Raw genomic sequence first — 12192 nt, 5'->3', positions numbered from 1 at the left:
TCAGCCCCCTCCCGTGCGCAAAGGTGCAATCATGCCCTGGATCGCATCCAGCAGGTCGCCGCAGCAAAACGGCTTGCCGAGATAGGCGTCGGCGCCGAGCGCCAGCCCCTTTTCGGCATCGATATCGCGGCCGCAGTCGCTGGTCATCACCAGCGGCGTCGCGCGGGTCTGTGCGCGCGCGCGGATTTCCTGGCACAGGGCATGGCCGGTCGCATCGGGCAGGGCCGTGTCGAGCACGATCAGATCGGGCGTTTCGCGCGCCAGATGCGCCCGCGCGGCTCGCGCATCCGGCGCAAGCGCCACCTGAAACCCCGCGCCCGCGATCAGCTCGGCCCAAAGGCCGGCGAGCGTCGTCTCGTCCTCGATGATCAGCACCCGCGGTGTCACTGGCCTCTCCTCCCCGGCGCCATAGTGCCTGCTGGTTGCATGACGTTCCAGAACGCCGTTCGTCTATACGTGGCAGCCCGCAGGCGCACGACACGTCTTGCAGGCCATGACAAGGACGGCGCGGTCCTCTATGACGGCGCGAGACGACAAAGGCACAAGGACGATTTTCCCCATGATCGACCAGATCGCGCCGTTCCTCGGGACCTGGATCCTGGATCTCGACGAAAGCGAGTTCGACCAGAGCGACCTGCCGAAGGCAGGGCGCTGCACGATCGAGGAGGAATTCGGCCTGGTGTGCATTCGCATGACGCTGATCACGGCGGACGGCGAAACGCTGGAAGGCGAGATCACCGGGGTTCCGGGCGGCGCCGGGCAGCGCCTCACCGAAAGCGGCCTGGCCGACAGGCTATACCTGTTCTTCGAGGACGACCGGACCCTCACCTCCCAGGCCAAGCGGGGCGAGCAGGTGCTGATGACGGCACGGCGCCTGCTTTCCGAAGACGGCCGCAGCATGGAGATCGAACAGACGGTGGAAGTGCCGGGCGAAGGTCCGGTGGTGAACACCGGCATCTATCGCCGCGCCCACTAACGCGGGCTCAAAAGAGACCCGGCCAGCGCGCCAGCGCCAGCACGCCGAACCAGCAGACCAGCGAAATGAGACCGGCGGTTCGAAAGCGGGAAATCGTTCCGCGCGAATCGACCTGGTCGAGCAGGCGCCAGGCCGGCACGAGACGCAGGGCGAGCGCATTCACGCCGGCAAGCGCGATCAGCGCCATCTTGGCCTGAAACGCCGGGACGGCGACTATGGCGAAGGGCCGCTGCGACAAAAGCGCAAGCCCGCTGAGCACGGCGATGATGAGGCCCGCAAAGGCAACCGGCGACAACACCCGCCGGACGTCGCCGAGGGCCGCCGCCTTCCAGAAACCGAGCAGCCGGAGGTTCATCGGCACGAGCGCGCCGACCAGCAGCATCGCGCCGAACAGATGCAGCGTCACCGCCGCGCCTTGCGCGAAGGGCGAGGCGGCCAGCATCCGTGCCGCCGGCAGGGCGCTCAGCCATTCCAGAAAAGGCGCGATGATGTCTGTCGGCATGAAAGCTCCCGCGAGCACACGTCTGACCTCTCATAGACTGATTCCCGCGCCCGTGGCGAGGCGACCGCCACTCGCGTGCAAGGATTTCGCTTGCAACCTGCGGCAGGATGATTACCTCAGTATGGTTCAACAATCCCGCCCGCTTTCCTCCGTGACAGAAAGGACCGCAGCCCCGATGGACATCCTTCCCTTCGTGCCGGCCCGCCACGCGCGCGACGCGGTCGGGATCTATGTGCAGGCGCTGTTTCAGAAACTTCGGCCCTTTTTCGGCACGGCGGAACAAGCCATCGACTTTCTGGCGCCGCATCTGCGCTCCGACCGGGCGATCGTTGCGGTGGACGGGGGACGACTGCTCGGCGTCGCCGGCTTCAGGATGGACGGCACGGGTCTGTTCGAGCCCGGATGGTCCGACTTTCGCAGGTCCTACGGCTTCTTCGGCGCCGCAGTGCGCGTGGCGGGTCTCTCCCTTCTGGAGAAGCCGGAGGATGACAGGACGCTGGCGATGGATGGCATCGCCGTCACAGGCGCGGCACGTGGCCGGGGCGCCGGAACGGCGCTGCTGGCGGAGATCTGCCGGATCGCCCGGACCAGCGGACGGCACGCGGTGCGGCTCGACGTGATCGACACCAACCCCCGGGCGCGCGCGCTCTATGAGCGAAACGGCTTCGTGGCCGGAAAGGTCACGCAGCTTGGCCCGTTCTCGCGGCTGTTCGGATTTTCCACCGCAACCGCAATGGTGAAGCGACTGGCCCCGTGCGACCCCGGCCCCGTCGCGGCCAGTGAGATCCGGCACGAGGGGCAGAATGGCGCGGATTGAATCGGGCATCTCGGAAAATCTCGACCGTGGCGCGCTTGCCGTCGTCTTTCTCATGGTGGCGGTCTTCGGTCTGGCGCAGGGGCTCACCTACCCCTTGCTGTCGTTCATCCTGGAACGCCAGGGCACGCCGGCCTGGCTGATCGGCGCCAACGCAGCGACAATGGCCGTCGGCCTGATCGTCTCCGCCCCGCTGATCCCGGGCCTTGCCATTCGCTTCGGCGCGGCGCGTCTCGCCCTTGCCTGCGCGCTTGCGCTTGCGGTGCTCTTCGCGGTGATCGCGACCTGGCAGTCGCTCTCGGTCTGGTTTCCGGCCCGCTTCCTGCTCGGCGTGGCGATCAACGGCCTTTATATCTCGAGCGAGACCTGGGTGAACCAGATGGCGCCGGACCGCATTCGCGGACGGCTGCTCGGCTTCTATGCCACCTCGCTTGCCGGCGGTTTCGCGCTCGGCCCCGCGATCCTCGCGATAACGGGTACGCAGACCCTCACGCCCTTCCTGCTGTGCATCGGCGTGGCCTTCGTCTGCGCCGGCCTGATCTGGTCGATCCGCGAGCGCCTGCCGCGCTTTGCCTCAGGCGACAGCGGCTCGATCCGCCAGGTGGCGCCGCTGATCCCCTTCCTGCTCGCCGTGACCGGCATCGCGGCCGCCTTCGATCAGGCGATCCTGACGATGTTTCCCGTCTACGGCCTCAGCAACGGGTTGGACGAGCCGGCGATTGCAACGGCTCTGGCCGTGCTGATCGTCGGCAACATCCTGTTTCAGGTGCCCATCGGCACGCTGGCAGACCGCTGGGGCACCGGGCGCATGATGGCGCTTCTCTGCCTGCTCACCATCGCCGGCGCGGCCCTGCTGCCGCTCCTGATCACGCAGCCTGTCGCGCTGTGGGCGATGCTCTTCGTCTGGGGATCGGCCGCCTACGGCATTTATACCATCGCGCTGATGGAACTCGGCCGCCGCTTCACCGGCGCGATGCTGATCTCGGGCAACGCCGGTTTCGCGGTAATGTGGGGCGTCGGCGGCTTCGCCGGCCCGATGGCCTCGGGCATGGCGATCGACATCGCCGGGCCGCATGGCCTGCCGCTTCTTCTCGGCGCCGCCTATGTGGCGTTGCTCGTCGTGACCTTGTTGCGGCGGACACCGGCCCGCGCCGGAGCCCGCCTGACGTCGTGACCCCGGACGATCAGTGACCGGCGGCAAGCGCGCCCTGGCGCCGGGGATCAGCCGCGCCGGCAAGCCCGCCCTCGACCGCCATGATCGACTGCGTCGACCCCATCACAGGCTTCAGCGCGATGCTGTGGCCCTTTTCCGCCAGAAGCTTCAGCGTATCGGGCGAAAACCCCTCCTCGACCCGCAACTCATCGGGGAGCCACTGGTGATGCATGCGCGGCGCAGCACTCGCCTCAGCGATATTCATCCCGTGATCGACCACATTGAGGATGATCTGCAGGACCGTGGTGATGATCCGGCTGCCCCCCGGCGACCCCGTGGCCAGCACGAACTTTCCGTCGCGAAACACCAGCGTCGGGCTCATCGACGACAACGGCCGCTTGCGCGGAGCAACCGCATTGGCCTCTCCGCCGATCAGCCCGTAGGCGTTCGGCACGCCGGGTTTTGCCGAGAAATCGTCGAGCTCGTTGTTAAGCAGGATGCCCGTCCCTGTCGCCATCATGCCGACGCCATAGGAAAAGTTCAGCGTATAGGTGTTGGACACGGCATTGCCGGCGGCATCGACCACGGAAAAATGCGTCGTCTCGTTGCTCTCGTAGGACTGGGGACCACCGGGCGCGATCTCCGATGCAAGCGCCGCACGCTCGGGGTCGAAATCGGCCATGCGCTCCAGGGCATAGGCCTTCGATGTCAGCCCCTTGACCGGTACGTCGACGAAATCCGGATCGCCGAGAAATTTCGAACGGTCGGCATAGGCGCGCTTCATCGCTTCCGCCATGACATGCAGTGTCGCCGCCGAGCCCGCGCCCGAGTCCGACACCGCATGCGGCTCCAGCATGTTGAGGATTTCCACGATATGCACCCCGCCGGAGGAGGGCGGCGGCATCGAGGCGATCTCATATCCGCGATAGGTGCCGGTGACGGGCTCCCGCCAGATTGACCGATAGGCCTTCAGGTCCGCAACCGTCATCGACCCCCCGGCCTCCTGGACCCGCGCGGCAATCGCCTCGGCGACCGCCCCCTCGTAAAAGCCGGAAGGACCGGTCTCGGCGATCGCTTCCAGCGAGACGGCAAGCGCGGGCTGGCGCAGGAGGTCGCCCGGCTCAAAAAACCCGCCATCGGCCTTGTAGAAGACCGCCCTTGCATCCGGGTCCTTGGACAGGCGCGGGAACGAGCGCTTCAACGACTGCGAGAGGTCGTCGGAAACCGGAAAGCCGTTGCGGGCAAGCGCGATTGCCGGTGCCACCAGCTGCGCGAAGGAAAAGGTCCCGCTGCCGAAGCGCTCATGCGCCGCCGCAAGGCCCGCGACCGTGCCGGGCACGCCGACGGCAAGGCCGGAAAAGCGCGACTTCTTGCTGTCGGCATTGCCGTCGGCGTCGAGGAACATGTCCTGGAAGGCGCCGGCCGGCGCGGTCTCGCGGTAGTCGAGCGCCAAGGTCTCGCCGCTTTCGGCCATGTGAACCATCATGAAGCCGCCGCCGCCGAGGTTGCCGGCGCGCGGCAGGGTGACGGCAAGCGCAAAGCCCGTGGCGACCGCCGCATCGACCGCATTGCCGCCGGCCGCGAGGATGTCGCGCCCGACACCCGTGGCGATCGCCTCCTGGCTGGACACCATGCCCGAGCGCGCGATCACCGGATGAAACCGGTCGTCGCCCGAGAGGATGGGCGTCGCCGCCGGTTCGGCCGTCTGCGTCCATCCTGTTCCGGCGCCTGCGATCTGGCCGGCAATGGCCAGACCGAGGACCGCCAATGTCTTCACCATCCGAAAGGTCATCTCGAAACATCCTTCAACAAACCGAAATTGCACGTCACAGTCTGTTCCCGATCGCCGCCTGCCGCTACCCTTGTTTCTCGTCACCCGAACAGAAAGGCCCGTCATGACACTGCAGCGACGTTCACAGCGAGCCACCCTCCGGCGCCGTGCGATCATGGGGAGTGCCCTGATGGCGCTGTCGGCAGCGCTCCCGGCGTCGCCGGTCCGGGCCGGCGACGCGGCGGCCGGGCTGGAGATCGCCCGCACCTGGTGCGCCGCCTGCCATATCGTGGACGAGACCCAGCAAAGCGGGAGCGCGGCGGTGCCGACCTTCGCCGAAATCGCCGGCCGGCCGGATTTCGACGAAAAGACGCTCGGCGAATTCCTCGCCGACCCGCATCCCAAGATGCCGGACATGGCGCTGACGCGCGGCGAGATCGACAACCTCGGCGCCTATATCGCGCAGCTTGCGCCCTGACGCGTCACAAACGAAAACGGCCGGGCACAGGGCCCGGCCGTTGATCCTTGATGCCCGCGGGACGACCCGCAGCGATGAGACCGATCAGGCAGCCGCCTTCTTGGGCTGGATCAGGCCGCGATTGACCAAGAGCTCGGCGATCTGGACGGTGTTCAGCGCGGCGCCCTTGCGCAGGTTGTCGGCGACGACCCAAAGGTTCAGGCCGTTTTCCACCGTCGCGTCCTCGCGGATGCGGCTGACATAGGTCGCATCCTCGCCGGCGCTCTCATACGGGGTCATGTAGCCGCCGTCCTCGGTCTTGTCGATGACCAGCACGCCCGGCGCCTCGCGCAGGATATCGCGCGCCTCGTCGGCGCCAAGCGGCTTCTCGAACTCGATGTTGACGGATTCCGCGTGGCCGATGAACACCGGAACGCGCACCGCCGTGCAGGTGACCTTGATCGACGGATCGATCATCTTCTTGGTCTCGGCCAGCACCTTCCATTCTTCCTTGGTGTAGCCGTCTTCCATGAAGACATCGATATGCGGAATGACGTTGAAGGCGATCCGCTTGGTGAATTTTTCCGGCGTGATCGGGTCGTTCACGAAGACGGCGCGGGTCTGGTTGAACAGCTCGTCCATCGCGTCCTTGCCGCCGCCGGAGACCGACTGATAGGTCGAGACGACGATGCGCTTGATCCTGGCGGCGTCATGCAGCGGCTTCAGCGCCACGACCAGCTGTGCCGTCGAACAGTTCGGGTTGGCAATGATGTTCTTCTTGCGAAAGCCCTCGACCGCGTCGGCATTCACTTCCGGCACGATCAGCGGAACGTCGGAATCGTAGCGCCAGGCCGAGGAGTTATCGATGACGACGCAGCCCTGCGCCGCGATCTTCGGCGACCATTCCTTGGACACGGTGCCGCCGGCGGACATCAGGCAGATGTCGACGTCGGAGAAATCGAAATGATCGATCGCCTGGCACTTCAGGGTCTTGTCGCCGAAGGACACATCGACACCCTGCGAGCGACGCGACGCGACCGCGACGACTTCGCTGGCGGGAAAGCCGCGCTCCTCGAGAATGTCGAGCATTTCACGGCCCACGTTGCCGGTGGCTCCTACGACGGCGATCTTGTAAGACATTTTCTTCATGTTCCTTTGTTGCGGCTCCCCGGTCCGGGAATGCGCGCGACATGCGCGCATCCTCTCGGTCTCACGTCCCCCGGAGACCCCGGGAAGCGCGGGTCACGAGGGCCGTTAGACGGTCGTTTTGCGGGATGTCGTCGTGCGCGTGTCGCGCGGCATGCGAACCGTGAGCGTTCGAGCGGCATCCGCGCGCAACATCGCGGCCGCGACAGGTGTCGCGGAGCGGAGCGAGGCGGACATTGAGCAGCGGTCGAACATCGGATCCCGGCATTGAGCGGTTGCGCGAAGTGGCTTTTACATGACGTTCCCGCCCCGAAATGTCAAGCTGACGCGCAAATCCCGGAGGCCGCGGCGCCTCAGTCGAGACGAAACCGCAGCAGCAATGTGCGCTGAAGGATGGAGCGGTTGTCGTCCGATATCACGGTCAGGATCGTCGCGCCGTCGACCGCCTCATGCACCGCCAGACCTTCCATATTGTCGATCTGGTCCGTGTATCCGGCCTCAAGCAGCACCTCTCCGACCGCGCGCCGGCCGGGCCGGAGCTCGTCCGCGGAAAACAGCCGCAGCCGCATGCCGAGACCGTGGCGCAGCGTGAAGCGGCGTTCCAGCAGCAGCAGGTTGCCATCGGGAAGAAAGGCGGCGTCGGTCGCGTCATAGGCGTCCTGACGCGCGACGGTGAACTCGCCCGGCGTCGGACCGCCAATCAGAAAGCCCGGAAGATCGTCGGCAAAGGTCGCCCCGCGTTCGCCGACAACCACGAGGGTTCCGGCGAGCGGTCCCGAATTCGCCGCCGCGATCGCTTCCATCCCCTTGTTGTGCCGCAGCTTGCGGATACCGGCAGGCAAGGGAATATCGCGCCCGGAGGTACCAAGGTCTGGGGGAAAGGGATAGGCATAGATATGCGGGGTGCGTTCCGTCGAAACGAGCAGCTCCGCGCCGTCCGCGGTCCGGCGCAGGGTCAGCCCCTCGCTGTCGCCGCGCCCCGTATCGGCGAGCGGGCGGCCGTCCGGCCCGCGCATCGGCGCGACCCGCGCCTCCTCGACCGCAATCGGACGCCCCGACGGATCGCTGACGATGCGCGCCTGGAACCACAGGCCGTTGTCGGCCACCGCGAGAAGATCCCCGCCGTCGCCCGTCACGACAAGACCGGACAGCCCACCCATGTCGCGATTGCCCGACAGGAGCTCCAGTCCGCCGAGAAAGGTCAGCCGGTCCCCGGCGGTTTCATCGCCAGCACCGATGCGGAACCGCTCGATCCGCTTGCTTTGAACCGTGACCGGCGTGACGCCGGCCTGCGGGCGGGCGGAAGCCGCATCCGCATCAGGCAGCGCCAGGCCGGAGGCGAGCAGAAAGAACAGCGGAGCAAGGCACCGCAGCAGGCAGCGTCCCGCCGGCGCCATCGCCTAACGCACCCTGCGGCGGCGGCGGTCGCGACGCGAGCGCACCGCTTGCGTCTGATCGTCGAAGAGGTCGGCGAGCTGGTCGGTCATCGCGCCGGCAAGTTCCTCGGCATCGACGATGGTGACCGCGCGGCTGTAGTAGCGGGTGACATCGTGGCCAATGCCGATGGCGATCAGTTCGACCGGAGACCGGTTCTCGATCTCCGCGATGACATGGCGCAGGTGGCGCTCCAGATAATTGCCCGGATTGACCGACAGCGTGCAGTCGTCGACCGGCGCGCCATCGGAAATCATCATCAGGATCTTGCGCTGTTCGGGACGCCCGAGCAGGCGCTTGTGCGCCCAGTCGAGCGCCTCGCCGTCGATGTTTTCCTTCAAGAGGCCTTCGCGCATCATCAGGCCGAGATTGCGGCGCGCGCGCCGCCAGGGGGCATCGGCCGACTTGTAGATGATGTGGCGCAGGTCATTGAGCCGGCCGGGCTGGGCCGGCTTTCCGGCGGCGAGCCAGGCTTCGCGCGACTGCCCGCCCTTCCAGGCGCGCGTCGTGAAGCCGAGGATCTCGACCTTGACGCCGCAGCGCTCCAGCGTGCGCGCCAGAATATCGGCGCAGGTCGCCGCGACCGTGATCGGGCGGCCGCGCATGGAACCGGAATTGTCGAGCAGCAGCGTGACGACCGTGTCGCGGAAATTGGTGTCGCTTTCCTGCTTGAACGCGAGCGGCTGCATCGGATCGATGACGACGCGCATCAGCCGCGCGGTGTCGAGCAGCCCCTCCTCCAGATCGAAGCTCCACGACCGGTTCTGCTGGGCGAGCAGCTTGCGCTGCAGCCGGTTGGCGAGCCGGGCAACCGCGCCCTGCAGGTTGACGAGCTGCTTGTCGAGGTGACCGCGCAGCCGGTCGAGCTCCGCCGTGTCGCAGAGTTCCTCGGCCGGGATCGTCTCGTCGAACTTCTCGGTGAACACCTTGTAGTCGGAGGCCGGCGGCTGGTTGGAAAACGGCTGCTCGCGCCGCGGGCTTTCGCCGGGCTCTTCCGCCTGATCCGCGCCGTCTTCCTCGATCATGTCGTCGAGTTCGCCGTCGAGGCCCTCGGTCTCGCCGGTTTCGGTTTCCTCGCCGGAGAGCTCCATCTCCTGGGGGGCGCCCTCTTCCTCGCCGGCGTTTTCCTCGCCATCGGAGGAGGTCTCGCCGCGCTCGTCGCGTCCCTGGGCGTCGTCTTCCTCGCCGCCGTCGTCGTCATCGCCCTCCTGGCCGAGGTCTTCCTCCATCTCCAGCGAGGACAGCAGCTTGCGGACGTGTTTGGCGAAATCCTGCTGGCTCTCCAGCCGCTCTGCAAGCTCGTCGAGCGCCGCGCCCGCCTTGTCCTCGACCCAGTCCCGCCACTGCGAGATCATCGGCTCGGCGCTCTTCGGCGCCGCCCGTCCCGTCAGCCGTTCGCGCACCATATAGGCGATCGCCTCTTCCAGCGGCGCGTCGTCGCGGCTGCCGACATCGGCATAGGACGCCTTGCGGCACTTGTCCTCCAGCATCGCCTCCAGGTTGTCGGCGACGCCGGGCATCCGGTTGGCGCCCACCGCCTCGCAGCGGGCCTGCTCGACCGCGTCGTAGATCGCGCGCGCGGTCTCGCTTTGCGGCCCGAACTTGCGATGCAGCGCCGGATCGTGACAGGCGAGCTTGAGCGCCATCGCATCGCCGATGCCGCGCGCAATCGCGATTTCCGCCTCGCTCGGCCGGCGCGACGGCTCGGGAAGACGCGCCGTATGGCCGGAGAGCGACGGGCGGTCGGAGGAAAACAGCACCTCAAGCTCCGGATCGGCGGCGATCGCGCGCATGGTGTCGCCGATCGCGCGCTTCAGCGGTCCGGTGTCCGGCTGTTTCTGTTCTGACGGCGGATTGCGCATGAAACGACCCGGGTTAGCTCATCACCACATTGGCGGCGGATTCGGACAATTCCTCGCCGAAACAGCGCTGATAGAACTCGGCGACGAGCGTCTGTTCCATCTCGTCGCACTTGTTCAGGAAGGTGACGCGGAAGGCAAAGCCGACATCGTCGAAGATCTGCGCGTTTTCCGCCCAGGTGATCACCGTACGCGGGCTCATCACCGTGGAAAGATCGCCGTTGATGAAGGCGTTGCGCGTCATGTCGGCGAGCCGCACCATCCGCGAGACGATCTTGCGCCCCTCCTCGGTCTGGTAGTGCTTCGCCTTGGCGAGCACGATTTCCACCTCGTTGTCGTGCGGCAGATAGTTCAGCGTCGTGACGATCGACCAGCGGTCCATCTGGCCCTGGTTGATCTGCTGCGTGCCGTGATAGAGGCCGGAGGTGTCGCCGAGGCCGACGGTGTTGGCCGTGGCGAACAGGCGGAAGGCGGGGTGCGGGCGAATGACGCGGTTCTGGTCGAGCAGCGTCAGGCGGCCGGAGACCTCGAGCACGCGCTGGATGACGAACATCACGTCCGGACGCCCGGCGTCATATTCGTCGAACACCAGCGCGACATTGTTCTGCAGCGCCCAGGGCAGGATACCGTCCCGAAACTCGGTGATCTGCTGGCCGTCGCGCAGGACGATGGCGTCCTTGCCGACCAGATCGATGCGCGAGATGTGGCTGTCGAGGTTGACGCGCACGCAGGGCCAGTTGAGGCGGGCGGCGACCTGCTCGATATGGGTCGACTTGCCAGTGCCGTGGTAGCCCGTCACCATCACACGACGGTTGTGGGCGAAACCGGCGAGGATCGCCAACGTCGTCGGGCGGTCGAACAGATAGTCCGGATCGAGATCCGGCGTGTATTCATTCGGCTTGCTGTAGGCGGGAACCGTCAGGTCGCTGTCGATGCCGAACACGTCGCGCACGGAAACGGTCGTGTCGGGCAGGTTTTCGACGGGCTGCGTCATGTCAGTCATATATCCTCCGCTGGCCCGCGCAATCACGGGTGAGGGCATGTCGATGCGGATCCGCGAGGGTGCGGACGAAAGGCGGTCTGGACCCTAGAACAAAGTCCAACCGAGTGAAATCGGTTTGTCGCCCTGGCGGGCGACGTGCCCCGCGACCCGATGTCCCGCAAGACGGTACGGGCGGGACAGAGCGTCGCGAGCGGCCCAAAGCTTGCGGCAAGGGCCGGAGGCGAAGTCCTCACGGTCATAGCGCACTGGCGCGATCCTGCAAGGGAGCGACCCGGGCCGATTTGCTCCCCCGCCAACGTGCCGGGATGCCTGTCTAGCAGAAACCTGCCTTCTTGAGCAGGGAATAGGCGTTGATGATCTCGCGCAACCGCTCCTCCGACGAGCGGTCTCCGCCATTGGCGTCGGGATGGTGGCGCTTGACCAGGTTCTTGTAGCGGGTCTTGACCTCTGCTCCACGGGCGCTGTGCGGAAGCCCCAGCGTGTCGAAGGCGCGCGCCTCGAGCTGCTTCAGCTTCGGCGCGCGCGCACGCGCTTCCCCGCCGCGACCACGTCCGCGCATCCGGGCTTCGGCGCGTGCGCGCGCCGCCTGCCGTGGGTCAATATCCGACCAGGCGGTTCCCTCCGGCGCCGCCTTGGCATTGACGCCCATCTTCCAGGTCGGCCGGTGACCGGTCAGCGCGTCGCGCTGATAGGCGCGGGTCTCGTTGTCGTCCATCCCGGAAAAATAATTGTAGGACTTGTTGTAGAGCCGCACGTGGTCGAGGCAGAAATGATGATACTGCCCGTCGTTGTTGCGGCCCTTCGGCGCACGGTGGGTGCCGGCCTGATCGCATCCCTCCCACTCGCAGGCGCGATCGGCCACGAACTCCTCGGCCCTTGCGCGAGCGCGCGGGCGGTTCGGACTGATGCGTATGCGGTCGAAGATATCCGAGGTCACGGGTTGCTTGTCCATTCTCCGTCGAGATCACAGTCGAGCGACCGCAGCATGGTCACAGCAGGCGGCGCAACGGCGCGACAGCACGGTATCGCATCCGTCGAAACGACGTGTCGCAGATACCGGCGACGCGGCGATCTGCA

12 protein-coding genes are annotated in these 12192 nt (G+C 66.6%); 4 read left to right on the top strand and 8 right to left on the bottom strand.

The window, feature by feature from the left end:
- Positions 1-387: a response regulator transcription factor gene (locus tag LC092_RS11780; RefSeq protein WP_224806724.1), complete on the bottom strand. Its 387-nt coding sequence runs from the start codon at positions 385-387 to the stop codon at positions 1-3.
- A gap of 172 nt (positions 388-559) precedes the next feature.
- On the opposite strand from LC092_RS11780, the gene LC092_RS11775 reads away from it, so the two are divergent.
- Positions 560-976, top strand: coding sequence for a hypothetical protein (locus LC092_RS11775; protein WP_224806723.1), 417 nt, complete (start codon positions 560-562; stop codon positions 974-976).
- Positions 977-983: 7 nt separating this feature from the next.
- Here the strand turns inward: LC092_RS11775 and LC092_RS11770 are convergent, their stop codons facing one another.
- On the bottom strand, positions 984-1478 hold the full coding sequence (locus LC092_RS11770) for a hypothetical protein (RefSeq protein WP_224806722.1): 495 nt from the start codon (positions 1476-1478) through the stop codon (positions 984-986).
- Between the two features lie 175 nt (positions 1479-1653).
- On the opposite strand from LC092_RS11770, the gene LC092_RS11765 reads away from it, so the two are divergent.
- Positions 1654-2295, top strand: a complete 642-nt coding sequence (locus tag LC092_RS11765) for a GNAT family N-acetyltransferase (protein WP_224806721.1) — start codon at positions 1654-1656, stop codon at positions 2293-2295.
- Positions 2282-3466 carry an MFS transporter gene (locus LC092_RS11760; RefSeq protein ID WP_224806720.1) on the top strand — a complete coding sequence of 395 codons (1185 nt, stop codon included), beginning with the start codon at positions 2282-2284 and terminating at the stop codon, positions 3464-3466. The genes LC092_RS11765 and LC092_RS11760 overlap by 14 nt, the downstream gene beginning before the upstream one ends.
- Before the next feature lie 10 nt (positions 3467-3476).
- Here the strand turns inward: LC092_RS11760 and ggt are convergent, their stop codons facing one another.
- Positions 3477-5237 (bottom strand): gamma-glutamyltransferase, encoded by a 1761-nt coding sequence (ggt, locus tag LC092_RS11755; RefSeq protein ID WP_224806719.1) that lies wholly within the window; start codon positions 5235-5237, stop codon positions 3477-3479.
- A 169-nt stretch (positions 5238-5406) separates the two neighbouring features.
- On the opposite strand from ggt, the gene LC092_RS11750 reads away from it, so the two are divergent.
- Complete coding sequence (locus LC092_RS11750; protein WP_224806718.1) at positions 5407-5694, top strand: c-type cytochrome; 288 nt, start codon at positions 5407-5409, stop codon at positions 5692-5694.
- An 84-nt stretch (positions 5695-5778) separates the two neighbouring features.
- On the opposite strand, the gene LC092_RS11745 is transcribed toward LC092_RS11750, so the two are convergent.
- From LC092_RS11745 to LC092_RS11725, 5 genes are all read right to left on the bottom strand, one after another.
- Complete coding sequence (locus LC092_RS11745) at positions 5779-6813, bottom strand: aspartate-semialdehyde dehydrogenase (RefSeq protein WP_224806786.1); 1035 nt, start codon at positions 6811-6813, stop codon at positions 5779-5781.
- A gap of 359 nt (positions 6814-7172) precedes the next feature.
- On the bottom strand, positions 7173-8216 hold the full coding sequence (locus LC092_RS11740; RefSeq protein ID WP_224806717.1) for an esterase-like activity of phytase family protein: 1044 nt from the start codon (positions 8214-8216) through the stop codon (positions 7173-7175).
- A 3-nt stretch (positions 8217-8219) separates the two neighbouring features.
- Positions 8220-10115: a cobaltochelatase subunit CobT gene (cobT, locus tag LC092_RS11735; protein WP_224806716.1), complete on the bottom strand. Its 1896-nt coding sequence runs from the start codon at positions 10113-10115 to the stop codon at positions 8220-8222.
- A gap of 13 nt (positions 10116-10128) precedes the next feature.
- Positions 10129-11115 (bottom strand): cobaltochelatase subunit CobS, encoded by a 987-nt coding sequence (gene cobS / locus LC092_RS11730; RefSeq protein ID WP_224806715.1) that lies wholly within the window; start codon positions 11113-11115, stop codon positions 10129-10131.
- 313 nt (positions 11116-11428) lie between these two features.
- Positions 11429-12067 carry a DnaJ domain-containing protein gene (locus tag LC092_RS11725; protein ID WP_224806714.1) on the bottom strand — a complete coding sequence of 213 codons (639 nt, stop codon included), beginning with the start codon at positions 12065-12067 and terminating at the stop codon, positions 11429-11431.
- Between the last annotated feature and the right edge of the window lie 125 nt (positions 12068-12192).

This window comes from Stappia stellulata (genome assembly GCF_020176715.1).
In the GTDB taxonomy this organism is placed as follows: Bacteria; Pseudomonadota; Alphaproteobacteria; order Rhizobiales; family Stappiaceae; genus Stappia.
This window is presented reverse-complemented; position numbering and strand designations above follow the sequence as displayed.

Coding starts and splice junctions, on each gene's coding strand:
- LC092_RS11775 (WP_224806723.1), top strand. CDS start 560: ATGATCGACCAGATCGCGCCGTTCCTCGGGACCTGGATCCTGGATCTC.
- LC092_RS11765 (WP_224806721.1), top strand. CDS start 1,654: ATGGACATCCTTCCCTTCGTGCCGGCCCGCCACGCGCGCGACGCGGTC.
- LC092_RS11770 (WP_224806722.1), bottom strand. CDS start 1,478: ATGCCGACAGACATCATCGCGCCTTTTCTGGAATGGCTGAGCGCCCTG.
- LC092_RS11740 (WP_224806717.1), bottom strand. CDS start 8,216: ATGGCGCCGGCGGGACGCTGCCTGCTGCGGTGCCTTGCTCCGCTGTTC.
- cobS (WP_224806715.1), bottom strand. CDS start 11,115: ATGACTGACATGACGCAGCCCGTCGAAAACCTGCCCGACACGACCGTT.
- LC092_RS11725 (WP_224806714.1), bottom strand. CDS start 12,067: ATGGACAAGCAACCCGTGACCTCGGATATCTTCGACCGCATACGCATC.
- cobT (WP_224806716.1), bottom strand. CDS start 10,115: ATGCGCAATCCGCCGTCAGAACAGAAACAGCCGGACACCGGACCGCTG.
- LC092_RS11750 (WP_224806718.1), top strand. CDS start 5,407: ATGGCGCTGTCGGCAGCGCTCCCGGCGTCGCCGGTCCGGGCCGGCGAC.
- ggt (WP_224806719.1), bottom strand. CDS start 5,237: ATGACCTTTCGGATGGTGAAGACATTGGCGGTCCTCGGTCTGGCCATT.
- LC092_RS11745 (WP_224806786.1), bottom strand. CDS start 6,813: ATGTCTTACAAGATCGCCGTCGTAGGAGCCACCGGCAACGTGGGCCGT.
- LC092_RS11760 (WP_224806720.1), top strand. CDS start 2,282: ATGGCGCGGATTGAATCGGGCATCTCGGAAAATCTCGACCGTGGCGCG.